This is a genomic window from Burkholderia sp. E168m22, from assembly GCF_001319805.1.
Taxonomy (GTDB): domain Bacteria; phylum Pseudomonadota; class Gammaproteobacteria; order Burkholderiales; family Burkholderiaceae; genus Burkholderia; species Burkholderia orbicola.
In genome coordinates this window covers 24,337-46,379 of record NZ_BBSK01000134.1, presented here as the reverse complement: position 1 = coordinate 46,379, position 22,043 = coordinate 24,337, and the positions used below count along the sequence as shown (strand labels likewise).

At 61.4% G+C, this 22,043-nt stretch carries 26 protein-coding genes and 1 pseudogene; 25 read left to right on the top strand and 2 right to left on the bottom strand.

The genetic code is table 11. The features are described from left to right. Positions 1 to 9 precede the first annotated feature (9 nt). The 10 genes from fliD to AP428_RS29780 all read left to right on the top strand — a co-directional run bounded on the left by fliD (position 10) and on the right by AP428_RS29780 (position 7,797). On the top strand, positions 10 to 1,371 hold the full coding sequence (fliD, locus tag AP428_RS29820; RefSeq protein ID WP_054928515.1) for a flagellar filament capping protein FliD: 1,362 nt from the start codon (positions 10 to 12) through the stop codon (positions 1,369 to 1,371). Beyond that, positions 1,368 to 1,757, top strand: coding sequence for a flagellar export chaperone FliS (gene fliS, locus AP428_RS29815; protein WP_054928514.1), 390 nt, complete (start codon positions 1,368 to 1,370; stop codon positions 1,755 to 1,757). Before fliD ends, fliS begins: the two co-directional genes overlap by 4 nt. A gap of 6 nt (positions 1,758 to 1,763) precedes the next feature. Next, entirely contained in the window at positions 1,764 to 2,063 is a 300-nt protein-coding gene (locus AP428_RS29810; RefSeq protein WP_054928513.1) for a hypothetical protein, read from the top strand. Next, the gene (locus tag AP428_RS36990; protein ID WP_054928512.1) at positions 2,060 to 3,307 is read left to right on the top strand and encodes a flagellar hook-length control protein FliK; all 1,248 of its coding nucleotides are present in this window, start codon (positions 2,060 to 2,062) and stop codon (positions 3,305 to 3,307) included. The genes AP428_RS29810 and AP428_RS36990 overlap by 4 nt, the downstream gene beginning before the upstream one ends. Positions 3,308 to 3,581: 274 nt before the next feature. Next, entirely contained in the window at positions 3,582 to 4,310 is a 729-nt protein-coding gene (locus tag AP428_RS29800) for a FliA/WhiG family RNA polymerase sigma factor (protein WP_054928511.1), read from the top strand. A 55-nt stretch (positions 4,311 to 4,365) separates the two neighbouring features. Beyond that, the gene (motA, locus tag AP428_RS29795; RefSeq protein WP_054928510.1) at positions 4,366 to 5,238 is read left to right on the top strand and encodes a flagellar motor stator protein MotA; all 873 of its coding nucleotides are present in this window, start codon (positions 4,366 to 4,368) and stop codon (positions 5,236 to 5,238) included. Next, entirely contained in the window at positions 5,235 to 6,260 is a 1,026-nt protein-coding gene (locus AP428_RS29790) for a flagellar motor protein MotB (protein ID WP_082409472.1), read from the top strand. Before motA ends, AP428_RS29790 begins: the two co-directional genes overlap by 4 nt. 79 nt (positions 6,261 to 6,339) lie before the next feature. Next, entirely contained in the window at positions 6,340 to 6,627 is a 288-nt protein-coding gene (locus AP428_RS36985) for a flagellar biosynthesis anti-sigma factor FlgM (protein WP_125381090.1), read from the top strand. Then, positions 6,624 to 7,049 carry a hypothetical protein gene (locus AP428_RS29785; protein WP_054928508.1) on the top strand — a complete coding sequence of 142 codons (426 nt, stop codon included), beginning with the start codon at positions 6,624 to 6,626 and terminating at the stop codon, positions 7,047 to 7,049. The genes AP428_RS36985 and AP428_RS29785 overlap by 4 nt, the downstream gene beginning before the upstream one ends. Positions 7,050 to 7,125: 76 nt before the next feature. Further along, positions 7,126 to 7,797 (top strand): glucosaminidase domain-containing protein, encoded by a 672-nt coding sequence (locus AP428_RS29780; protein ID WP_054928507.1) that lies wholly within the window; start codon positions 7,126 to 7,128, stop codon positions 7,795 to 7,797. Between the two features lie 37 nt (positions 7,798 to 7,834). Here the strand turns inward: AP428_RS29780 and flgA are convergent, their stop codons facing one another. Then, the gene (gene flgA, locus AP428_RS29775) at positions 7,835 to 8,551 is read right to left on the bottom strand and encodes a flagellar basal body P-ring formation chaperone FlgA (protein WP_197285616.1); all 717 of its coding nucleotides are present in this window, start codon (positions 8,549 to 8,551) and stop codon (positions 7,835 to 7,837) included. Between the two features lie 237 nt (positions 8,552 to 8,788). Here flgA and flgB point away from each other — a divergent pair, with 237 nt between their 5' ends. The 12 genes from flgB to AP428_RS29715 all read left to right on the top strand — a co-directional run bounded on the left by flgB (position 8,789) and on the right by AP428_RS29715 (position 18,862). Continuing rightward, positions 8,789 to 9,157, top strand: a complete 369-nt coding sequence (flgB, locus tag AP428_RS29770; RefSeq protein WP_054928505.1) for a flagellar basal body rod protein FlgB — start codon at positions 8,789 to 8,791, stop codon at positions 9,155 to 9,157. Beyond that, positions 9,157 to 9,555: a flagellar basal body rod protein FlgC gene (gene flgC, locus AP428_RS29765; RefSeq protein WP_027782020.1), complete on the top strand. Its 399-nt coding sequence runs from the start codon at positions 9,157 to 9,159 to the stop codon at positions 9,553 to 9,555. The genes flgB and flgC overlap by 1 nt, the downstream gene beginning before the upstream one ends. A gap of 5 nt (positions 9,556 to 9,560) precedes the next feature. Continuing rightward, on the top strand, positions 9,561 to 10,286 hold the full coding sequence (locus AP428_RS29760; RefSeq protein WP_054928504.1) for a flagellar hook capping FlgD N-terminal domain-containing protein: 726 nt from the start codon (positions 9,561 to 9,563) through the stop codon (positions 10,284 to 10,286). After that, entirely contained in the window at positions 10,283 to 11,452 is a 1,170-nt protein-coding gene (locus AP428_RS29755) for a flagellar hook protein FlgE (RefSeq protein WP_054928503.1), read from the top strand. Before AP428_RS29760 ends, AP428_RS29755 begins: the two co-directional genes overlap by 4 nt. Positions 11,453 to 11,456: 4 nt before the next feature. Then, on the top strand, positions 11,457 to 12,182 hold the full coding sequence (locus AP428_RS29750) for a flagellar basal body rod protein FlgF (protein ID WP_054928502.1): 726 nt from the start codon (positions 11,457 to 11,459) through the stop codon (positions 12,180 to 12,182). A gap of 51 nt (positions 12,183 to 12,233) precedes the next feature. Next, positions 12,234 to 13,019, top strand: coding sequence for a flagellar basal-body rod protein FlgG (gene flgG, locus AP428_RS29745; protein WP_193760016.1), 786 nt, complete (start codon positions 12,234 to 12,236; stop codon positions 13,017 to 13,019). Further along, a complete protein-coding gene (flgH, locus tag AP428_RS29740) occupies positions 13,019 to 13,684 on the top strand; it encodes a flagellar basal body L-ring protein FlgH (RefSeq protein WP_054928500.1) in 666 nt (221 codons plus the stop codon). Before flgG ends, flgH begins: the two co-directional genes overlap by 1 nt. 59 nt (positions 13,685 to 13,743) lie before the next feature. Then, positions 13,744 to 14,868 (top strand): flagellar basal body P-ring protein FlgI, encoded by a 1,125-nt coding sequence (locus AP428_RS29735; protein ID WP_054928499.1) that lies wholly within the window; start codon positions 13,744 to 13,746, stop codon positions 14,866 to 14,868. Then, positions 14,868 to 15,215, top strand: coding sequence for a hypothetical protein (locus tag AP428_RS29730; protein ID WP_125381091.1), 348 nt, complete (start codon positions 14,868 to 14,870; stop codon positions 15,213 to 15,215). The genes AP428_RS29735 and AP428_RS29730 overlap by 1 nt, the downstream gene beginning before the upstream one ends. Positions 15,216 to 15,261: 46 nt before the next feature. Further along, positions 15,262 to 16,602, top strand: coding sequence for a flagellar hook-associated protein FlgK (gene flgK / locus AP428_RS29725; protein WP_063934026.1), 1,341 nt, complete (start codon positions 15,262 to 15,264; stop codon positions 16,600 to 16,602). A 255-nt stretch (positions 16,603 to 16,857) separates the two neighbouring features. After that, positions 16,858 to 17,772: a flagellar hook-associated protein FlgL gene (flgL, locus tag AP428_RS29720; protein WP_054928497.1), complete on the top strand. Its 915-nt coding sequence runs from the start codon at positions 16,858 to 16,860 to the stop codon at positions 17,770 to 17,772. A 10-nt stretch (positions 17,773 to 17,782) separates the two neighbouring features. Further along, positions 17,783 to 18,862 carry a hypothetical protein gene (locus tag AP428_RS29715; protein WP_054928496.1) on the top strand — a complete coding sequence of 360 codons (1,080 nt, stop codon included), beginning with the start codon at positions 17,783 to 17,785 and terminating at the stop codon, positions 18,860 to 18,862. Between the two features lie 59 nt (positions 18,863 to 18,921). On the opposite strand, the pseudogene AP428_RS37825 reads toward AP428_RS29715, so the two are convergent. Then, positions 18,922 to 19,078 (bottom strand): annotated as a pseudogene (locus AP428_RS37825) (IS66 family transposase); the annotation flags it as partial. 846 nt (positions 19,079 to 19,924) lie between these two features. On the opposite strand from AP428_RS37825, the gene AP428_RS29710 reads away from it, so the two are divergent. The 3 genes from AP428_RS29710 (at position 19,925) to AP428_RS29700 (ending at position 22,037) form a co-directional block, all read left to right on the top strand. Then, the gene (locus AP428_RS29710) at positions 19,925 to 20,440 is read left to right on the top strand and encodes a CS1 type fimbrial major subunit (protein WP_054928495.1); all 516 of its coding nucleotides are present in this window, start codon (positions 19,925 to 19,927) and stop codon (positions 20,438 to 20,440) included. An 11-nt stretch (positions 20,441 to 20,451) separates the two neighbouring features. Next, a complete protein-coding gene (locus AP428_RS29705) occupies positions 20,452 to 20,973 on the top strand; it encodes a hypothetical protein (RefSeq protein WP_125381093.1) in 522 nt (173 codons plus the stop codon). A 548-nt stretch (positions 20,974 to 21,521) separates the two neighbouring features. Next, complete coding sequence (locus AP428_RS29700; protein ID WP_054928493.1) at positions 21,522 to 22,037, top strand: CS1 type fimbrial major subunit; 516 nt, start codon at positions 21,522 to 21,524, stop codon at positions 22,035 to 22,037. The last annotated feature ends 6 nt before the right edge of the window (positions 22,038 to 22,043 follow it).

Genomic DNA, 22,043 nt, shown 5'->3' with positions numbered 1-22,043 from the left:
GAGGACGCCATGTTCGGCAGTATTGGAGACCCAGTGGCAAGCGCGAAGGCGCTTACCGAAAAGTACATGCAGAATGCAGTTCAGCGCCTGAAAAGCCAGAAAGCGGGCAACGCGGTTGCCCAGGCCGGGCTTACCCGGTTACAAGGCGCGTTGAGTTCGTTTCAGACCGCGTTGAAGGCCTTATCCGGTGTTGGTGGCATCGTCAAACAAAAGGCTTCGCTGTCGAACCAGGCGCTAGGCGAAGCCACGGCGGCGGCCAGTGCGCAGCCCGGTCGTTACGCGTTCTTCGTCAAGCAGCTCGCGTCGGCGCATCAGGTGGCTTTCAAGGGCCTCTCGTCATACGGTGCCAAGGATGCGGGCACACTCGGAATCGCACTCGCGAACGGCGAATCGTTCAAGGTGGACCTATCGGCGGCCAACGCGGACGCGAGCGGAAACGTGTCGCCGGCCGAACTGGCTCGTGCGATCAATCAGGCCGCCGGCAACAAGGGCAAGGTATCTGCGTCGATCATCACGATCGAAGGTGAGCAGCGTCTCGTGTTGACCTCAGGCGGGACCGGCGAGGCCGGTGCGATTTCGCTCGACACCGGCGGCATCCGCGATGCAGCGCTATCTGCGGTTCTGTCGGGTACGCCAGACGAACTGTCGATGGCACGAGACGCCATATTCAAACTTGGCGGGGAGAGCGGTGTCGACATCAAGCAGTCCAGCAACACTTTCACCGGCATTCAGGGCGTGTCCGTCACGTTCAAGCAGTCGATGGTCCAAGATGACGCACCATTGTTGCTCGATATCAAGCTCGACCAAGGCGGCACGGCCGACGCCGTGCAGGCGTTTGTCGATGCATATAACAAAGTAATGGGCGTCCTGTCCGAGTTGACGAAGGTCAACCCTGACGATCCGTCCAGCGCAGGGCCGTTCGTCGGCGATGCCGGTGTGCGCAACCTCCAACTGCGGATGAACGCGCTGTTGCGCGCCACAGTGGGCGAGAAACGGATGTTGGACTACGGCATCTCGGCGGATCGTACCGGCAAACTGTCGCTCGATACGGGCAAGCTGAACGCCGGGCTGACCAAGAACCCGAACGGCCTCGACGCTCTGTTTGCCGATCCTCAGAAGGGCATCGTCGCGCGCATGGACGCCTACCTGAAGACATGGACCTCGTCCGTCGACGGTCAGGTCAAGCGTCGTCAGGAGTCCGTTGAGCTTGTTGAGCAATCGTTAAAGAAAAAGGAGCGCTCGCTCGAAGTGCAATACCGTCAGGTCTATGACCGATATCTGACCCAGTTCACGCGTGTGGCGGAGCTGCAGAAGCGGATGGAATACACGAAGCAGTTGCTCGACGACCTCCTTGGCGGACACAAGAAATGACGACCCGACATGGTTATGGCAGTTACCAGACGACGAACCTGGCGAGTCAGGCGGCAAGCGCGTCGCCGGTGCGGTTGGTGATTGTGCTGATGGATGGCCTGCTCGACGAGATGGCGCGCGCGCGCGCCCATATCGAAGCTGGACGCTACGAAGAGAAGGGCAACAGCCTGAATAAGTGCATCGGCATGCTGCATGGTCTGACCAGTGCACTCGATTTCGACGTCGGCAACGAGGTCGTCGTCAACCTTGCCCGGCTGTACGAGTACTGCACGGTACGCCTGAATGAAGCCGGACTCACTCTGGATCCGCTCCTTATCGATGAAGTCTCGATGCTGATTCGCACGCTGCGCGCGGCGTGGGAAGGCGTCGATCAACGATTCGGATGATAGACCATGGACCAGAGCGACTATGTGCTACGACTTGCAATGCGCGTACGACAAGCGATTGCGAAGTGCGATTTCGACGCGCTGGTGTGCTTGAGCGTCGAAGTACACGATATCGTGAGCAACATGGCAACCGGAACGGCGTTGACCGCTGCCGAGCTGGAAGCACTGAGACTTCTGACGATCGCGCACCGCGTCGCTATTTCGTTATTGGAAATTGAAGCCGAACGGCTGATCGAGGCGATGAACGATCTCAATGATCGCCGCGAAGTCTGGCAGGCCTATGCAGTTCAAGGGAGCCAGCAATGATGAGCGGTCTTTCGGCAATGGCCGACCTTGCGCCGGCAACGGCAGCCGACGGTAGCGCCGTGCTGGCTGCAGTGCTCAGCGTGCAGCCATCCGTGTTAACCGATGATTTCGAGTCCTTGCTGGTGGAAGGCTCCGGACTGGACGACGGCACGGACGCTACGGCGGATCCGGTGTCGGTGCTGGATCCGTGGTTGGCACTGGCGCGAGCGCCTGAAACCGAACCGCCGGCTAGCGACATGCCGTCGTTGCAGGACGGCGCGGTGGCCGCACCGGGCCTTATGCAGGCACTTGAAGCACGTGCAGTCGACACTGTCGCACCGGACCGGACGACAAGCGACACACCGGTCGATACCGTAGCAATGCAACGCCTTTCCACCATCGTTTCGTTGCCGGCACACACGCATGGGACAGCGCACCCAGTGGACTTGTACCGGCGCGGCGCGATCGAGCAAGCGGTTTTGCCGCAAGTTGATGCGAAGGAACCGGTCGCGCCCATGCTGGCCGCGCGCCTGTTCGACCATCGATCGAGTGCGGTGCCTGGGGCGCTATTGAACCAAAGCATGAATCTCGCGACGACGCACGTGTCGCAGATCTTCGGCCCGCTCGCGTTCGGTGACGCAATCGCTCCGACAGGGCCATCTGCGGTCACGCCCGACTGCGAGGTAGGCACCCGCGCAACACAAGCCGAACTGTTGACGGAAGCGGCAAGGGTACCGGACGCGGCAAGGGTACCGGAAGCGGCAAAGGTACCGGAAGCGGCAAAGGTGCCGGAAGCTGCAACGGTACCGGCAACGTCAACGAGTGCGCCGACCGCGCGTCAGCAGGAGCTGATCGACGCGTTGGGAGAGCGCCTGAGCGTGCAGATGGCTCAGGGCATGCGTCAAGCCGTGATCCGACTCGAACCGGGTTCGAACGGATCGATACGCATCGACCTACGCCAGAACGTCAACGGCATGGCAGTTCACTTGTCGGCCACTCATCCCGAGGTCGTTCTCCAGTTGCAGGCGATCGGAGAAAGCTTGCGCCAGGATCTCGGCGCGCGACATGGTGGCGACGTGACCGTGCAGGTCTCGGCAGGTCGGCAAAGCCATGGCGAGGCGGGCGGCTCGGGCGGCCGCGAGCACCATCCACGCGATGAGCCACCCACGCGAGGGCCTGGTGGCGGATTGGCCTCCGCAGGCGGCGATTCGATATTCGAATTGCCGCCTCGCGAATTAGCGTACGTGAAGAGGATGACGACATGAATCGGAACGCACGGCAACAAGGGCAACACGCGGCCGTGCAATCTGATGCCGGATCTGCTGCTTTCGAGCAACGAAGCGAGTTGCGCGAACGGCTGACGGCGCTGTGCGAGATGGTCCGAGGCGTACCGGCCGCGCGCACGCTGGTCGATGTGCAGTGCATGGAATAGCTCGAATCAGCAGCATTGCTCAATTTGGAATACGAACATTGTGCTGCGGCACCAATCGCACGCTCTCGTAACGTGACGGTAACGAAGGCCATGATGGACCGAATACGATGACTGCAACGATCTACACGGAATACCAAAGTGTACAGCGCGAGAACCAGACGTTGTCCCCTGCTGATGAGGCACGCTGGATGACGCAGTATGCGCCGCTGGTGAAGCGCATCGTGCGCAAGCTCGCGTCGCAGGCGGGCGGAGCGATGGAGGCCTGCGACCTCGAGCAACTCGGACTGATGGGCCTGCTCGAAGCGCTGCGTCGCTACGGCGAGCCCGATGACGAATTCGAGCATTTTGCTCTATTTCGCGTGCGGGGCGCGATTCTGGACGAACTGCGCCGCCAGGACTGGCGTCCGCGCTCGGCACGACAAGGTGCTCACCGTCTGCGCAGCACTGAGCGGGCATTGCGCCGGGAACTGCGCCGCGATCCTACGAAAGAAGAAGTGTGCAACGTGCTGAAAATCGGAGACGACGAATACGAGCAGTTGCAACTGGACGACTGCGCACAAGAGTTCGTCAGCTTTGACGCCTTGCTGGAAGAGGACGCGGAACGGTACGAGTGCGGCGGCAGCGATGGCATTGAACACCGGGCGATGCTGCGCCACTCGCTTGAACAGGCGCTGGGCGTGCTCGATGCGCGCGAGCAGCAGATCATCCAGCTCTATTACGAATTCGATCTGAGTCAAGCGGAGATCGGGGCGGTGCTGGGCCTGACGCGGGCTCGAGTCTGTCAGATCAACAAGAGTGCTCTGGTCAAGATGCGCAAGCGCCTCAGTCAGCATTGACATTGAAGAACATTGCGCCGCTCGCACAGGACGGCGCCCAGGTCGGGAAGAAATCATGCAACAGATATTTGGAATTTTGATCGTGCTTGGCTGTGTATTCGGCGGCTTCGTATTCATGGGGGGCGATTTCCGCAAGCTCTGGCAGCCTGTCGAATTGTTGATCGTCGTCGGCTCGGCCGTTGGTGCGCTGGTGCTCGGCAATTCGCGCCACGTGCTCGTCGACATGGGCAAGCAATTGCGTAAGGTGATGGGCAGGCGCAAGCGCATGGCCAACAAGGAACTCCAGCGCCAGCAACTGCTGGTGATGTATGAGCTATTGAACATTGGCAGAGACCTCAAGGCGCTCGACAACCACGTCGAGAACCCGCACGAAAGCCGGCTGTTCCAGCGCTACCCGCTGGTGCTACAGGGCCCCGAGTTGCTTACCTTCATTGTCGACAACCTTCGCTTGATGGCGATGGGCAAGATCAGTTCACACGAGCTGGAAAGCGTGCTCGAGCAGGAGTTGGTTGCCATTCAAGAGAACATCGAGTTGCCGTCGCGCTCGATCAAGAAGATTTCGGAAGCCATGCCCGGCTTTGGCATTGTGGCTGCAGTATTGGGCGTGGTGATTGCCATGGGCAGACTTGGAGACGGCGCCAGCGCGGCCGAACTGGCCGAGAATGTCGCGGCCGCCATGATTGGCACGCTTATCGGCATTTTCTTCTGTTATGGCGTTTTGGATCCGGTGTCGAATCTGATCAAGCAGGCGATGAAGGCCGAGATGTCGGAAATGGAATGCATGAAGGTGATACTGGTGGCCTTTGCTGGCGGCAAGCCACCGCTGCTGGCGATCGATGCAGGCCGTCGCATGATGCAACCGGCCTGCAAGCCAAGCTTCGCGCAGCTCGAGGGCTGGATCGGGCAATTGGACGCGGGGCGTGAATGAGCTTGGATAGCACCCACGAAAGCGTCACAGCCGAAGATGCACCCGTCTCGCCCGCGACGGCTAATCCTGCCAAGCGAGTTGAACGCCGGGCGGCCCCAATCGACTTGATCGTCAAACGCTCGGTTCGGCGCGATTACGATGACGATCATGGCGGTGGCTGGAAAGTCGCGTTCGCCGATTTCTGCCTCGCACTGCTGTGTGTGTTCATGTTGTTGTGGGCACTTAGTGCGCGCGACGAAGAGACGCGCCGCAAAATGGACGCAATGGTCGACAGTGCACTGTACGACGACGACTGGGACATGCCGGCCAGTGCGCCGTTGGGGCCGAATACTCACGCGTTGCAGGACACGTCGGCGTCGCACGTGGCTGACGATGGGGCTGGCGACGTGAAGCGCAGCCAGCCGATGGCGGACAGCCGCGAGGCGATGGACGCGCTTGCCGAGCGTGTGCGCAAGCTCGGCAAGGACGCCGGGGTGCTCGACAACGTTCAAGCGATCGTCACGCCAATGGGCCTGCGGGTCATGCTGCACGATACCGAAGAGCGCGGCGTGTTCGTCAGTGGTGGTGCGGTACCTTCCGAGCCGTTTCGGCCGATGCTGATCAAGCTGGGCGCGCTCATGGGCTCGATCGGCAATCCACTGTTCGTACTGGGGCACACTGATTCGGTGCCGTATCGCAACTCGGGCGCCGGCTCGCGTTCGAACTGGGATCTGTCGGTGGATCGCGCGATGTCCGCCCGGTCGTGGCTGTTGCAAGGCGGCGTGAACGCCGAGCAAGTGATGCAAGTGATCGGCATGGCCGACCGGGCGCCGCTGGTGAACAATCCTCGCGCCGCAATCAATCGACGCATTGAATTTCTGGTGCTGACGCCGGAACGCGCCCGCGCTATCTGCTCCATGTTCGGCCCAGTCGACCAAGTCGTGCCGCTGACGCCGGGAATTAACGCCACGTCGGCCGGCGATCCTGACGCGGGCCGAGTCGGTGCGGAGGTCGGTGTCAAGCTCGACAAAAAAAGGACTTAACAGATCGATCCGCTTGCTCGTTCTGAAGGAGTGTGAACGGGTAACAATTTTGAGGGCCGCGGGGCCTTAGGGTGACATCATGCGAATTGCTAATCTGGCGGCACACGCCGCAGTCAATGGGACGGAAAGCGTACAGCGTTCCGAGGGCGTGCGTCACAAGCGTACTGTGGCGTCAACTGAGGTGGTGCACGAAAAGACCCGTGATCGCCTCGTGCTGGATGCAGCACGCGCCGTGCTGGACGAGACGCCGGAAATCGACTTGGTTCGGGTGGCTCGCGTTCAGGCCGCGCTGGCCGCCGGCAAAATCCGGTTCGATGCCTGCAAGCTTGCGGGCACGATTCAACGTTATCACGGAGGTAGCGAATGACGGGCACGGGTTCCCCGCACCAACTGCTCGTGGATGTTATCGCCGACTGCGTCGGCTACCGCAAGCTTGTGCAATTGCTGGAAGATCAGTTTGCTGCGGCGCGGCAACTCGATACCGTGAGGCTTGGCGTGCTCGCTGGCGTGATCGCAGCTGAGGCCGATGCGATTGACATGCGGCGCCGCTACCGCATTGAGCGGCTCGGTCAGGTGCCGGGTGCGGTGCTGGAACTTGGTCGGCGTCTGCTGGCCGACGACAGGCACGCAATGCAACGCGCATCGTTCATCGAGCGGTGTGAGGAAGTGAAGCTGCTTGCGGCGCGATGCCACGCCCTCACTCGGCGCAACAGCGGCCTCTTGGTCGCGCAGTACGAGGTGATGCAGCGCCTGGTGTACGGGGAAAGCCACACCTATGTTCCGGCCTGACGTTGCATTCGTGCCCGCCGCGCCGGGTCCGTCTGCCCGCACTCCCTCTCCCGTTGCGTCCGCAAGCGAGTCGGCGATGGGCTTTGGTTCGTTGTACGCATCGCTGAATCGCGATATCCGCGGCACGATCCGTAACGGGTTCGGCCGCTCGAACGAGCCGCAGCTTTCGTCGCAGGCGGCAGCGTGGACCAATATGATGCGAGCCCGCGCGGAAGCGCTCGCGAAGCCGCAGCGGGGTGTCTTGGGAAGCGGCGCGCCTGCGACGGGGCCGAACTTCGCCGATTCGGATCAGCAGGCCTTTCTGGCCGAGATCATGCCGCACGCTCGTCGTGCGGGTGCGATGATTGGCGCGGCCCCGGAACTGATCGCCGCGCACGCGGCGCTTGAATCCGGCTGGGGGAGCAAACCGCTGAAGAACGTACGCGGCGAGACCACGCATAACCTGTTCGGTATCAAATCGACGGGCGGATGGGCGGGGGAGTCGGCTGCTGCCGTCACCACCGAGTATGTCAACGGTTCGGCCGTGAAGATGGTCGACCACTTCCGCGCGTACCGAAGCTATGGCGGCGCCTTTCATGATTACGCCAAGCTGCTGCGCGATTCGCCCCGCTATGCCGGCGTGCGCAACGTAGGCGACGACGCTAGCGCATTCGCCAGCGCGCTCAAGCATGGTGGTTACGCGACCGACCCTGCCTACGCGACCAAGCTTGTGGAAATGGTAGGGCTGGTCAAGCGGATGGTTCGCTGACGTTCGTTATGGCCGGGTGCCGACGGCCGTGTCACCTCTACTTCGTCACGCCGACCGGCTCGACGGTGTCGGCACTGATCACCCGCGCGAAGATTACTTTGCCGGTGCTCGCGTTTTTCACGCGGATAACCTCGTCGACCGCGCCATTCTGCATGGCGGTGCCCGGCACGGATACGCGTATCGGCCCGGAATTAGCCTCGATTTGGACCACCTGACCGCGGCGGATGGTTTCCGCGCCGTTGAGTAGCCGCGCCTGGATCACCTGGCCGGCTTTTACCGTGCGGCGCAGCGTGCGCCCAACAGCAAGGGTGGGATCGGTCAGCGCATCGGGGGTGAGCGCAAAGTCGCGGACATCCTGCTTGAAATCCGCTTCGTTGAGCGTGTGGCCGGAGCGCAACGCGGTTGCCGCTACCAGCACTGGCGTGTCGATATGAGCCTTCACCAGATAGGTCGTGGCGCGCGGGTCCCCCTTGCAGCGCACTGAAAAACGCATGCGGGTCAGCGTCTTGGTGTCAGTCGCGGCGATTTCGTAGGGCTCGCTGCACGTCGGGGCGGGCCGACGTGGGGACGACACCGCGACTGAAGCATGGGGTTTGGTTAGCGCGCGATCGGCAACATAGCGCTCAAGCCACGTCAGAGCCGCCTTCTCGACCTGCGGAACGGCCGGATCGCCCGGATGCGCCGCGGCGGGGGCGGGTGCCTGCGCAAAGGCTGCAAGCGGCATCGCCAACGCCGCGATGACTGCTGCCAGCACCACATGCTCGTGCGGTTGCTTGCGGGAGTGTGTCGGAGCCATCGCGTCCTTTTTCTTGAACTGAATGTCGCTCGATTATAGGGCGCCGCGCGGCTGTAGCGAACGCTCGAGCGCCGTGTTCAAGTTCTGTAAAACCTCTTCGCGGCCACGTTCGCTCGCCCGTAACCTCCAGCCGGTCTATGACTCAACCGCTGCCGGTAACAACCGCGTGGCACTTTCCGGAGGCAAGCCGCCACTATGGGATTGAATCTCGAACAAGCACTTGGCGTACATGCGGCCGCACTCAAAGTGCGTGCCGAACGCACCAAGCTCCTTGCATCGAACTTGGCCAACGAATCGACGCCGGGCTACCAGGCGCGCGATCTGGACTTCCGTGCGAGCCTCGGCTATGTGCTCGCCAACGATGCCTTCGATGCCGCGCTGCGATTCGGTGGCGATGAACCGATGTACCGCGTGCCCAGCAGTCCTTCGCAAGATGGCAACACCGTCGAACTGGGTGTCGAGCAGGCGGCGTTCTCGCAAAACGCGGCGGATTTCCAGACCAGCCTGACATTCGTCAACATGAAAATCAAGGGTCTGAAATCCGCCATCACGGGGAACATCTGATGAGCTTCAAGGACATTTCGCAGATCGCGGGTTCGGCGTTGTCCGCACAAGCCGTGCGACTCAACACCATCGCCAGCAACCTCGCCAATGCAGGTACGTCCGGCACCGAGGAAACCGCGTACCGCGCGCGCAAACCGGTATTCGCATCGGTGTTCCAGAACGGCGGTGCGCGCGTGCAGGTGCTGGACGTGATTGCCACCGACGATGCGCTCGCTGCTCGACATGAGCCGGGCCATCCGCTGGCAGATGAAAACGGCATGGTGTTTTACTCGAACGTCAGCGCCGTCGAGGAAATGGCCGACATGATGGCCGCTTCGCGCGCTTTTTCCACCAACGTCGAGGTGCTTACGCGCATCAAGGGTATGCAGCAGGACCTGCTGCGCATGGGTGAGGGCTGAACACGGTGGATATCCAGAACAATGTCAATAACGTCACTGGCATAGGCGGTTCGACCGCCACGCCAACAGCAGGCAATGGCGAAGGCGATGTGTCTGCCATGTTCACCCGGCTGTTGGTCGCGCAGGTCAAGAATCAAGATCCGCTGGCGCCGATGGAAGCCAACCAGTTCGTGACGCAGTTCGCGCAGATGAGCCAGGTGGAAGCCATGCAAGCGCTTGCCAACCTTAGCGCCGCCAACGCCAGGACGCAGGAAAGCATGCTCGTCGTGACGCTCGGGTCTCAAGTCGGATCACAAGTGCGCGTGCGATCGGAAAAGGTCGAGTTGGGCGATGCGGGGGTCAAAGGGGGCTTCAAGCTCGAATCGTCGGCGTCGGAGGTCGGCGTGATCCTGACCGATGGGGGCGGCACCGAGTACAAGGTCTCGCTTGGCGCAAAACAGGCGGGCGACGTCGACTTCAACGTCGACCCCGCAGAGCACGGCCTGCCGCCGGGCAATTACACGCTCCGTGTGGTTGCCGACTCCGGCGAGAAGCCCCCCGTCGAACTCGATGGCAATCTGCAAAGCGTGCGTCTCGGAACGGACGGTCGCGTGATCTTGACGATCGCGGGCATTGGTGATGCGGCGGCCACCGACATCACTCGCTTTCTCGGCCGTTCAAATCAGCAACGTATGTCTTCGGAAACCGCGTCTCTCCAGAGTCTCCCCATTTCAAAGAGGTTCCAGTCATGAGTTTCAACATCGCGCTCGCCGGCATCAACGCCATCAACGGGCAGCTCAACCAGATCAGCAACAACATCGCAAACAGTGGCACGCTGGGCTTTAAATCGGGCCGCGCCAACTTCGCGTCGAGTTACATCAATGCGATGCCGTCGGGCGTATCGATCGGTTCGACCTCGCAGTCGATGGACGTCACCGGGAATTTTTCCGCGACGGGTCGCAGCATGGACGCCGCGATCGCAGGCAAGGGGTTCTTCATCTCGCGCGACACCGACGGCTCGATGGTGTATTCGCGCGCCGGTGTGTTCAACATCGACAAGAACGGCAACGTGACCGATTTCATGAACCGCGTCGTGCAGGGGTATGGCGCGGACGGGGCGCTGGGCAGCCTGACGATTCCCCAGGGCTCGATTCCCGCACAGGCGAGCAGTTCGCTGGAATACGTCGGCAATATGTCTGCCGACTGGACCAAGCCGACGGTCTCGCCATTCAACAAGGACGATCCGAAGTCGTACAACGGCATCTCGGCCGCCACCGTGACGGATTCTCTCGGTCGCGAGCACACCGTCACCCAGTATTTCGTGAAGGATGCGGGCAACAAGATGCAGATCTATTACGCGATGGACGGTCAGGATGTCGGCAACCCCGTGGAGCTGAGCTTCGATAACGCCGGCAAACTGGTAACGCCGACCGCTACCGTAGAACTTGATCTCGGCACGCCAACCGACGCCGCACCGATGTCGATTGCCATCAGCTACGCCGGCACGACGATGTTTGGCGGCAAACAGACGACCGACAAGAATCGTGCGGACGGCTACAAGGCCGGCACCGCGACCGGTGTGTCGCTGGCCGAGGACGGCTCGATCGAGGTGCAGTACAGCAACGGCAAGAAGCTGTCGGCCGGCCAATTGGCCATCGCGACGTTCCAGAACGAAAACGGCCTGGTGCCGGTGGAGGGTTCCGCCTGGCAGGCCAGTTCCGCTACCGGTGAACCGCTGGTCGGCAAGCCGGGCACCGGCATGGCCGGCAAGCTCGCCGTGCGCGCGGTCGAGCAGTCGAACGTGGACATGACCGCGGAGCTCGTGAGCCTGATGGGCGCGCAGCAGAACTACCAGGCCAACTCGAAGGTGCTGTCGACCGAAAACGAAATGATGCGCGCGTTGATGCAGGCGCTGTAACGCGATGGACAACCTCCTCTACACCGCGATGACAGGCGCCGAGCATTCGCTGTGCGCGCTCAACGTGCGAGCCAACAACCTCGCCAATGCACAGACCAGCGGCTTTCGCGCCGATCTGGCCAGCGTGACAAGCGAGGCAGCCAGGGGTTATGGCTACGACTCGCGTTACCACGCAACGCTCACGTCGACGCATATGAATCACGAGCCCGGCAAGATCAGCGAAACGGGTCGAACGCTGGATGTGGCTATCGACGGAGCCGGCTATCTGGCGGTGGAAACCGCTCAGGGCGTGGCGTACACGCGAGCTGGCGCGCTCACGCTCGATGGCGACGGCGCACTGACCCTGAACGGTAACGCCGTATTGGGGGAAGGCGGTCCGATCGTGCTGCCCGAGCACGACGCGTTGACGATCGGCGCGGACGGCACGATCTCCGTCGTGACGGCGGGCGAGAAGGATGTGCAGGACGCGGGTCGCCTGCTGCTGGTGAACCCGGAGCCGACCGACCTGGTGAAGAACGCGCAGGGCCTCATCGTTTCGCGCACGGGTACCGACTATCCGGCCGACGACAGCGTGACCGTCAAGGGGGGCCATTTGGAAGCCAGCAACGTGTCGGCCGTCGAGGAAATGATGCAAACGATGTCGCTGACGCGCTCATTCGAGATGCAGATGAAGCTATACAAGGTGGCCGATGAAATGGCCGATGCCGGCAACCGGCTCATCCGCGGGTAAGCGCTCGGGTGGACCGGCGCCAAACGAATCAACCAACACTGAAGGGCAACGATGAATCACGCAATGTGGATCAGCAAGACGGGCATCCAGGCCCAGGACGCGAAGCTGCAGGCGATTGCCAACAACCTTGCGAACGTCAACACGGTCGGCTTCAAACGCGATCGTGCCGTGTTCGAGGACATGTTCTACCGTGCCGAGCGCCAGCCCGGTGCGCAGGTATCGGACAACGCAACCGGGCCGGGTGTGCAACTCGGCAACGGCACGCGGATTGCCGGCACACAAAAGGTGTTCACCACGGGTGCGCTCCAGGAGACCGGCCAGCCGCTGGACGTGGCCATTGTCGGCAATGGCTTTTTGCAGGTGGAAATGCCGAACGGCGAAGTGGGCTACACGCGCGCCGGCCAGTTGCGCCTGAACGACCAGGGCCGCCTGATCAATGCACAGGGCCTGCCGCTCGTGCCGGGTATCGACATTCCGCCTGAGGCGGTGGGTATCACCATCAGCGAGAACGGGACGGTATCGGTTTCGATGGGCGCAGGCAAGACGCTGGCCGAAGTCGGCCAACTTCAGCTTGCCCAGTTCGTTAATCCGGCTGGCCTGCTCGCATTGGGCGGCAACCTGTATGCGGAAACCGTTGCCAGCGGCGCGCCCACCGAAAGCGAGCCCGGTCAGAATGGCACCGGAACGATCAAGCAAGGTGCGCTCGAGGGTTCCAACGTGTTGGCCGTGGAGGAAATGGTCGAGATGATCGCTGCCCAACGCACCTACGAGATGAACACCAAGGTGCTGTCGGCTGCCGACAACATGATGCAGTACCTGTCGCAGGCAGCGCGCTGATGACGGTCGTCCGCTTCGTTGCTATGGGCGGCATGCTGGCCTTGCTGGGCGGTTGTGCGACCGGGCCGTTCGATCGTTCGCTGCCGGACTTCGACGACGGCATGCCCGATACCGTTTTCGATGTCCGCCGAGGCACTGCGGGCGGCGTGCTGGTTCCCGATCAGGCTTGGTCGCTCACGTCGGACGTGCGCGCCTTCCGCGCCGGCGACGTGTTGACGGTGGATCTCGAAGAGTCGACCCAGGCGAGCAAGAAGAGCGGCACGCAGGTCGGCAAGGACAGCAGTCTCAGCGCCAAGAAGCCGTCGCTGTTCGGCAAGACGCTGCCGGTCGAGGCCGAACTCGGCACGAAGAGCGGGTTCAACGGCGCGGGTTCCAGCTCGCAACAAAACACGCTGCGCGGCTCGGTGACGGTGGTGGTGCTGCGCGTGATGCCCAACGGCCTGCTGCAAGTGCGGGGCGAGAAGCGCCTCGTGCTCAACCAGGGCGAAGAGAACGTGCGTCTGGCGGGTTACGTGCGTGCCGCCGACATCGACTCGAACAATCGTGTGTCATCTCAACGCGTGGCGAATGCGCGCATTACCTACGCGGGCCGTGGGTCGCTGGCGGACGCAAATCAGCCTGGCTTGTTGACCCGATTCTTCAACAGCCCGTGGATGCCGTTCTGAGTTGACGACGACGAACGGACTGAACCAGGTCGACGCCCAATCGACCACAGGATGAAACGATGAAACCAATCCGACTCACCACCCGTGCCGCCGCCCTGGCTATCGTAATCGGCATCGCGCTGAGCAACACAATTGAAGCGCGCGCGCAGACCGTCGGTAGCCTGGTCGACGTAGAGGGCGTGCGTGAGAATGCGCTTGTCGGCTACGGCATCGTGGTTGGCTTGGCCGGATCAGGTGACGGCACGCAAGCGAAGTACACCACCCAGTCGCTGACGAATATGCTCAAGCAATTTGGCACACGGCTGCCGGAAAATATCAACCTGCGTTCGCGCAACGCGGCCGCGGTGATAGTGAGCGCGACTTTCCCGCCGGGCTATCGGCGCGGCCAGAAAGTGGACGTGACCGTTTCATCGCTCGGCGATGCGAAGAGCCTGCGTGGCGGAACACTTCTGATGACCCCGTTGCGCGCGGCGGACGGCGACGTCTATGCGCTGGCGCAAGGCAACCTGGTGATTCCAGGTCTGAACGTGCAAGGGCGCAGCGGTACCAGCGTCACCATCAATACGCCCACCACGGGCCGGATTCCCAAGGGTGCGACGATCGAGCGGGAGATTGCCACCGATTTTGCCGATACGCCCACCGTACGCTTGAACCTGAAACGTCCGGATTTCCAGACCGCCTCCAGTATCGCCGACGTGATCAACAACGCGCTCGGCAGCGAAGTCGCCAGCACGGTGGACGCCACCTCGGTGGATGTGGTCGCCCCCCCGGTGGCGAGCCAGCGCGTGGCGTTCGTTGCGCGCCTGAACGCGTTGAAGGTGAGTAAAGGCGCAGAGGTGCCGCGCGTTGTCTTTAACTCGCGCACCGGTACGGTCGTTATCAGTCAGGGAGTGACGGTCAAACCGGCGGTCGTCTCGCACGGCTCGCTCAAGGTGACGATTGCCGAAGGCACGATGGTCAGCCAGCCGAACGCATTCGCCAACGGCAGCACCGTGACGGCGCCCGTGAGTGAGATCGGGGTGACGCAGGCGGGCGGCAATGCGTTTCAGTGGACATCGGGCGCTAGCTTGCAAGCGATCGTCGACACGATCACCCGCACCGGTGCCACGCCGGATGACCTGATGGCGATCCTGCAAGCCCTTGCCGAAGCTGGCGCGCTGACAGGGGATCTGGTGGTGATCTGATGAAGAATTCGATTATGACGTTTGAACCCGAATACCTGTCACACGCACGGTACGCTGCGATCGAGACGGCGGCCGTCAAGGTGTCGGATCCAGCTTACCGCGCACGCGTGGAAGATGCAGCCGTGAAATTCGAAGGCCTTTTCATCGCCCAGATGCTGAGCGAAATGAAGAAGGCGACCGACCAGCTCAAGGGGGACGATGGCTTTGCCGACCGTTCCAGCGAAGCAATGCTTGACTACGCGAACCGTGCGGTGGCCGATGCCATCGCGAAGCAACGTGGTTTTGGCATCGCAGACACGCTGGTCGCGCAGATGCTGCCACCTGATGCGACGCCGTCGAAAGCCTGATGCATTAACACATTCACCGCCACACTTTTTGTACTCGAACGTCACTATGAAGATTACCCAAATTGGTTTGTCAGGCGCGCTCGGGGCGCGAGCAGCAATGGACAGGTCGGCACGCAACACGGCAAACCAGCAGACCGTCGGTTACACGCGCCAGGGTGTGCTGCGAACCTCGCGCGTGAGTGGTGGTGTCGATGCGAGTTCGGTGATCCGTTTCGGCAATCACACCAACACGCAGCAGAAGTGGGCGTCGCACGGATCGGTCGGCGAGCACCGGGCGGCGGAATCGTATTTCCGTCAGCTCGAGGAGGTGATGGGGCTCAAGGACGGCAGCATCAAAGTCTCGATGGGAAAATTTTTCAGTGCGCTGGATGCGGCCAGCGCCGATGTGACTAACTCTGCACTGCGGCAGCAGGTGCTGCTGGCTGCCGGCGGCATGGCGAAGAGCTTCAATAGTGTGCAGCAGATGATGCGTGGCCAGCTCGATACGCTGCGCCAACAAAGCGCGGCCACCGTGGAGCAGATCAACGGCCTATCCCGAACTGCCGCCGAGTTGAACCGTCTCGTCGCGGAGGCGGAAGCCAACGGTGGCGCACCATCCGAGCTTATCGATCAGCGCGACCAGGCCATCGACCAGTTGGCGACGTTGGTCGATATTCGCACCGTTCGTCAGCCCGACGGCACCGTCGACGTGAGTCTTGCGGGCGGTACACCGCTGATTGCGGGCCGTCAGGTCGCAAAGATGAAGGTGGAAACGCTGTCCGGCGGCACGTTCGAACTCAAGCTGGAACTGGCCGGTACGCAGTATTCGGTGGACGGTGCCAAGGTTGGCGGTGAGCTGGGCGGCTTGTCGTCTTTTGCAAAGGACACGCTGCTGCCGCAGATGGAGGCAATCCGCTCGCTGGCGGCCGAACTTGCGGGCAGCTTCAACGAGCAAGTCACTGCTGGCTTCGGCATGGGAGGTTCGCCGGGCAAGGCGCTGTTCACGTTCAATCCGGTAACGGGCCAACTGACGGCCAACGAGATGAAGCCCGAGGAGCTCGGCTTTTCGGGCGATCCAAAGACCCCTGGCAACAGCGACAATCTTCTCAAGCTGATCGAACTGCGCTCCCGACGGATCGATTTGCCGGGCTTCGGCGAGTCCTCGTTGGGCGACGCGTACGTCCAACTCGTCGGGAAGCTCGGCGCGCAGAGTGAGCAGAACCAGTCGAGTTTGGCAATTGCCGTGAATGTTCGCCAGCAAGCGGAAGAAGCGTGGCAGTCGCTGTCCGGAGTCAGCATGGACGAGGAAGCCGTCAATCTTTCCGAGGCCCTTCAGATTTACTCGGCCAACATGAAAGTGATTTCCGTCGCAAAGGAATTGTTCGACGCGACGATGCGCGCTTTCTAAGCGGGATGGAATGGATGGCTCGCACCTGCGAGCGTTGTGAGCCAATGAAGAGACGCCGGCAAGCCGTTCTGTCAAAGGCGAGCGGCATCAAAGAGCCCCGTTCGGCAATCGCAATTGGTGATGCAGTGGGGAAATCCGGTGCGATCGGTATGACGGCGTGTGGTCGCCCATACCGGAAAGGCCGAGAGACCGCTACGGCGGCGTAAGCAGCGGCACGGGGCGTCGAAGACTAACTTTTAATTCGGTAAACAGCACATGCGTATCGCCAGTCAACACTTCGGCAACACCATGCTCGCGACGCTACGCGCGTCGAACAGCAAGGCCGCCGATCTCACGTCCAAGATATCCACGGGTCAGCGAGTGCAGCGCGCATCGGACGACCCGATTGCGGCCGCGCGGCTGCTGCTTATTGAGCGCGACACCTCGGTGCTGGAGCGTTATCAGAAGAACATCGACACGCTGTCGGTGCGCTTGCAAAAGAATGAAGCGCATCTTGACGGCATGCTTGGCACGGTGATGTCCGTGCACGATTCGTTGCTGTCTGCCGCCGACGGCAGTCGCAGCGCGGCCGATCTGAATGCGCTCGCCGCGCCACTGCGCATGCGGCTCGACAACTTGAAGCAAGCCGCCAATGCCAAGGATGGCGATGGCAACTTTCTTTTCTCCGGTTCGCAAACGAATACGGCGCCGGTCGCATATGACGCGACCGCGCCTGTCGGCAGCCGCTACTCGTACGCCGGCAACGGTGAACTGCAGCAAGTGGTGATCGGCCACGGCGTCACGCAGCACGCCAACGTCACGGTCGAGCCTCTGGCCGATGTGATGAACAAGCTCGAAGCGGCCATTGCGGCCATGGAGAATCCTGACGTCAATCCGAGCGCACCGGCGGTGCGACGCGTCTTGACGGCGGCGTTGGACTCGGTCAAGCGCAACGGCATCGATGCCTTGAGCGTGACGATTACGGATCTAGGCGGTGCGCAGAACACGCTGGATCTGATGAGCGAGAATCATTCGGCGCAGCTTGTCGCCAACGGGCAAGCCGTTAGTCTGGTAGGGGAACTGGACTTTGCCGAGGCGATCGACCAGTTAAACAACTACATCGCAGCCGTGAAAGGTTCGTACGCGATTTATACGCGCATGACGCAGTTGTCGTTGTTCGACGCAATCTGAGGCCGCGTTCATGAAGATGGGATCTACCACACCCGTTCGCGGTCAGCTGGTTTCCCGGCGTGACGATGCACATGTGGCCAGCCGCGCGCAGCGGGGTGCTCGTACGAAGCACGCCGCCGCACTCACCGCGACACCGATTGCCCACCTGCCGGCATCGGGAATTTCCGCGGCGGCGCCGCGCTTCCCGGAAGTGTCGGTCGCCTTTACCGCACGCCACGCACAACTGAACGCCGACGTGACTGTCGCGCAGCGTGCGCTCGCGTTTGTCGAGACGGCCGCTGGGCAGCTGCGCGGGTTGAAGAGGGCAATCGGCATGGTCTTGAGCGGCGCGGAACGCGGAGGCGATGGTGCTGCTGCACTTATCGAGAAATTCGGCGCATTCTGGCGCGACCGTGCGGTGCTGGCGGGCGGTGTGCTGGATGCGCAGTTGGCGGTGCATCCGGCCGCCGATGCAGTATGTACGTTCCGCATGCGCGCGCTCGATGTCGAGCAATGGCGAAGCGGCGGTGCGGAAACGCTCGTTTTCCACCCGGCCGGCTTGGGCAAGCAGCCGATAGCGGTCAGCTTTGGCGATGCGCCGCTCGACGCAGCCGCCTTTGCGCGTGAGCTGGACGGTGCACTGGCCTGCATGGGTGTTCGCGCGGCGCTGGCCGTGGACGGCCAGATTGATTTCACCGTGGCGGAATCGCGCTGGCCTACCGTGCGCGATCATCTTATGGTGCAGGGTGGGGGCAGGCGGTTCCCTGGAGGCCGCCCCAGCCGCGCGCAAGTCGACGCGATGCCGGAAGCCGTCGATCCCGCGCGCTGGCAAGTGACCGACCGCGTGTCGCAACGCGCGACATTGCGCGACGTGGTGCGCGCGCTCGACGGGCTGACGCAAGCGGACCGCACGCTGCGCGCCCACCTCGATACCAAGGGACAAGCGCTGCAAGGCGACAAGAACGGACCCGCAGTCGCACAGGCGGCGACCGACATTCAGTCGGTATCGGATGCGCTTGCCGAGTCGGCGGACTTCAAAGTGCTGTCCATCGTCACGTCGACGTTGTCTGGTCTAAGCCGCAGGAGAGTCGAAGCACTACTTGTGCATTGACGCTGTGGGGGCGAGAAAAAGCCGCACGGTCCCGATGTGGGCAGGCACGTACGTGCGTGAAGTATGCCCTCGGGATCGAAGTCGCTCAATGGCGCCGTGTCGATTAAACCACCCATCGCTGCCGCGTTCGACGCCCGGTTTGGAACTGACGAACAAGTTGTTGCGCCTCCCGATCGCGATACCACGCAGCGCTCGCTCGGCAATCCGGTTGCGGATCGCGGCCCCGCACGTCGCTGCGGCTTCCCGACACGATTGGAAGAGCGCGATGCCGATTTCGCACTGCTTTACCCGTATCAAGTCAACATCGGGGGCTGAATCTCAACGCGCCTCCCATACGGAAGTCCGGATGTCTCCGGCAGAAGTGGGAACCGAGCGGCGTGGCGCTGATTGAAGACGCACGCCGCGCTGCTCACGTCATCCCCGAATTTCTCTAACGCCGCCGGCTCGAAGCCTGTGCCGAGGCCAACCCGAAACTCATTTGAGACATTTCTGATCGATGTGGTTTGCCACTGTCGGTACCATTAATTTCATTGGACTCCGCCGACAGGGTTCAAAATCTTGGCCACTGGAAACGAAAGGAGAGGGCTTCGGTGAATCACAATCGATGCGAAAACAAGGTAGTCGTTCTGGAGGTCCATCCCGGTGACTATCATCATGTAGAGCGGGCCGCAGAGAGGTTGGGCTACGGAACCCCGGAGTTTGTGATGTTGAGTGCCTCGCTCGTCGCATCCGCCATCGCGAACGGCGACGATGCACTAAGAACACCAGCGGCATTGCGCGAGAGCACTGATCGTTGGTCTCGATGACGCAAGGCGTCGAGCTGTACTCCGGGCGGTAACCCTCGCTCGACACCCTGGTCATCAAGTGCAATGCGTAGCCGTTAGCCGTTGGTCACGGGGCTCGACCGGGGATGGCTTCGATGATTTCGATTAGCAATCCTACTGTGCAAACGGTGGGCACAAATAAGAGTTGTCTGATTGGGTCGGGCTGACCAGAGGCAGAAAATGTGATTGGCGTGCGCATCCTGTTGCGCTGCCCCTATTAATTATTCGTGGAGTATGTATGCATCAATCAATCATTCGTGCGTGTCTGCTGGGCGCGGTCGCAATTGCCGGTACCGCGCACGCAGAGGTCAAGGAGCAGTCCTTTGAGATCAAGCTGAGCGCCGAGGTGCCGGCAGTGGGCGGCTTCGAGGTCAAGGCGCAGGATTGGGATCCTACCGTGCCGCTGAAGCTCGATTGGAACGAGGCCGAAAAGAAGTTCGATACGCAGAAGAAGAGCGTGCTTGCGAAAAGCGGGGTAGGCAACGTGCAGGTCAAGTTCTCGACCTCCGATGAGCTGAAGCTCAGCCACCAAACGAAAGAGGACGCGTTCTTCAAGTTGGGTGTCAAGGTTGGCGGCAAGGATGTCGGCGTTGATCCCGTCGAGGTGGTGACGAAGGACGAAGCGAAGAACGGCAAGTCGATCGAAGTGGAGATCACGCCGGGGGAAGCGAGCGATGCGATGAAGGATAGCCTGGTGGCGGGTGACTATACGGGCACGGTGTCGCTGATGTTTGAGACCAAGGTCGACGGGTAAGGAGGAATGCGGTGAAAAAGCTGGTATTGGCAGTTGCAGCGAGTGCATGGGCTATGTCGGTGTATGCGGCAAATCCGGATCCGATCAATCTCAATGTTCAGATCAAGGGCGAGGTGCCCTCGCAGGATTTCTTTGATGTTACGGTGAACAGCGGAGATTTGGATAACGTTGTCTTTACGCATCCGGATGGGTGGACGAAGGGCGATTCGTCAAAGGTGACCCTGAGCTGGAAGGTGCGCAGCAGCTATGGTGGAGTCCGCATGCTGGCCGGCAACTTGAATGAGGAGGCATCTATTGAAAACGTTACTGGCGACGCCATGCCGATCCGCTGGAACGTCTCGACGCTCAACAATAGTAACGGCTTCGTAGGCCCCTATAAAGTGGGGACTTGGCGCGAGGTTGTTGATGCAGAGGTAGCGAGGACGGGCGGACTGGCCATGTTGGCACTGTGGGTAAAGCTTGATGGAGCGCCGCGGCCCGGAGAATACAGCGGAACGTTTCCAGTGGTCTTCGAGACCGGGTTTGAGGAGTGAGTTTGGCCTGTGCCTTGGCATGGGCTAGACTCGTATGCTTCGGCGTAAATTTTGTGGCGCAGAGGGATTTTCTCTGAAGCTCGCGACTCTCTGCGTCGCTCAATTGGGTTGGCGCATCTTCGAAAATGGGTCTTGTGGGCCCCGTCTCGCGATGGTTAGAGGTCACCATCGCAAGAATTAGAGATGGTCATGTTTCTTTCGTTTCTATCGTCACTGATGTCGATGCAAGACATGCAGGATGCCGTTCAATGCTGCGCCGTCATGCACTGTGCGTCGGCGACCACCTTTGGGTGAAGGCCTGAACACCGGAATCGGCGACTCTAGTGCCGCCCATAACTAGTTACTGATTTTGCGTCTGACCGTGCCGCAACAATATGGCGCTCAGGGTTTTGCGTCTCGGTTGTGTTAGCAGCTCTAAGCGACCCTATATTCATCGACAGCACACAAGATATGAGTTGTCTGATTGGGACGGGCTGACCAGAGGCAGAAAATGTGGTTGGCGTGCGCATCCTGTTGCGCTGCCCCTATTAATAATTTGTGGAGTATGTATGCATCAATCAATCGTTCGTGCGTGTCTGCTGGGCGCGGTCGCAATTGCCGGTACCGCGCACGCGGAGGTCAAGCAGCAGTCCTTTGAGATCAAGCTGAGCGCCGAGGTGCCGGCGGCGGGCGGCTTCGAGGTCAAGGCGCAGGATTGGGATCCTACCGTGCCGCTGAAGCTCGATTGGAACGAGGCCGAAAAGAAGTTCGATACGCAGAAGAAGAGCGTGCTTGCGAAAAGCGGGGTAGGCAACGTGCAGGTCAAGTTCTCGACCTCCGATGAGCTGAAGCTCAGCCACCAAACGAAAGAGGACGCGTTCTTCAAGTTGGGTGTCAAGGTCGGCGGCAAGGACGTCGGCGTTGATCCCGTCGAGGTTGTGACGAAGGACGAAGCGAAGAACGGCAAGTCGATCGAAGTGGAGATCACGCCGGGGGAAGCGAGCGATGCGATGAAGGATAGCCTGGTGGCGGGTGACTATACGGGCACGGTGTCGCTGATGTTTGAGACTAAGGTCGACGGGTAAGGAGGA

Excerpts from the sequence above, each read along its gene's own strand:
- fliS (WP_054928514.1), top strand. The coding sequence starts at position 1,368 with ATGACGACCCGACATGGTTATGGCAGTTACCAGACGACGAACCTGGCG.
- AP428_RS36990 (WP_054928512.1), top strand. The coding sequence starts at position 2,060 with ATGATGAGCGGTCTTTCGGCAATGGCCGACCTTGCGCCGGCAACGGCA.
- AP428_RS29730 (WP_125381091.1), top strand. The coding sequence starts at position 14,868 with ATGAAGAATTCGATTATGACGTTTGAACCCGAATACCTGTCACACGCA.
- flgG (WP_193760016.1), top strand. The coding sequence starts at position 12,234 with ATGAATCACGCAATGTGGATCAGCAAGACGGGCATCCAGGCCCAGGAC.
- motA (WP_054928510.1), top strand. The coding sequence starts at position 4,366 with ATGCAACAGATATTTGGAATTTTGATCGTGCTTGGCTGTGTATTCGGC.
- AP428_RS29810 (WP_054928513.1), top strand. The coding sequence starts at position 1,764 with ATGGACCAGAGCGACTATGTGCTACGACTTGCAATGCGCGTACGACAA.
- flgH (WP_054928500.1), top strand. The coding sequence starts at position 13,019 with ATGACGGTCGTCCGCTTCGTTGCTATGGGCGGCATGCTGGCCTTGCTG.
- AP428_RS29800 (WP_054928511.1), top strand. The coding sequence starts at position 3,582 with ATGACTGCAACGATCTACACGGAATACCAAAGTGTACAGCGCGAGAAC.
- flgB (WP_054928505.1), top strand. The coding sequence starts at position 8,789 with ATGGGATTGAATCTCGAACAAGCACTTGGCGTACATGCGGCCGCACTC.
- fliD (WP_054928515.1), top strand. The coding sequence starts at position 10 with ATGTTCGGCAGTATTGGAGACCCAGTGGCAAGCGCGAAGGCGCTTACC.
- AP428_RS29790 (WP_082409472.1), top strand. The coding sequence starts at position 5,235 with ATGAGCTTGGATAGCACCCACGAAAGCGTCACAGCCGAAGATGCACCC.
- flgK (WP_063934026.1), top strand. The coding sequence starts at position 15,262 with ATGAAGATTACCCAAATTGGTTTGTCAGGCGCGCTCGGGGCGCGAGCA.
- flgL (WP_054928497.1), top strand. The coding sequence starts at position 16,858 with ATGCGTATCGCCAGTCAACACTTCGGCAACACCATGCTCGCGACGCTA.
- AP428_RS29780 (WP_054928507.1), top strand. The coding sequence starts at position 7,126 with ATGGGCTTTGGTTCGTTGTACGCATCGCTGAATCGCGATATCCGCGGC.
- AP428_RS29785 (WP_054928508.1), top strand. The coding sequence starts at position 6,624 with ATGACGGGCACGGGTTCCCCGCACCAACTGCTCGTGGATGTTATCGCC.
- AP428_RS29700 (WP_054928493.1), top strand. The coding sequence starts at position 21,522 with ATGCATCAATCAATCGTTCGTGCGTGTCTGCTGGGCGCGGTCGCAATT.
- AP428_RS29755 (WP_054928503.1), top strand. The coding sequence starts at position 10,283 with ATGAGTTTCAACATCGCGCTCGCCGGCATCAACGCCATCAACGGGCAG.
- flgC (WP_027782020.1), top strand. The coding sequence starts at position 9,157 with ATGAGCTTCAAGGACATTTCGCAGATCGCGGGTTCGGCGTTGTCCGCA.
- AP428_RS29750 (WP_054928502.1), top strand. The coding sequence starts at position 11,457 with ATGGACAACCTCCTCTACACCGCGATGACAGGCGCCGAGCATTCGCTG.
- AP428_RS29715 (WP_054928496.1), top strand. The coding sequence starts at position 17,783 with ATGAAGATGGGATCTACCACACCCGTTCGCGGTCAGCTGGTTTCCCGG.
- AP428_RS29735 (WP_054928499.1), top strand. The coding sequence starts at position 13,744 with ATGAAACCAATCCGACTCACCACCCGTGCCGCCGCCCTGGCTATCGTA.
- AP428_RS36985 (WP_125381090.1), top strand. The coding sequence starts at position 6,340 with ATGCGAATTGCTAATCTGGCGGCACACGCCGCAGTCAATGGGACGGAA.
- AP428_RS29710 (WP_054928495.1), top strand. The coding sequence starts at position 19,925 with ATGCATCAATCAATCATTCGTGCGTGTCTGCTGGGCGCGGTCGCAATT.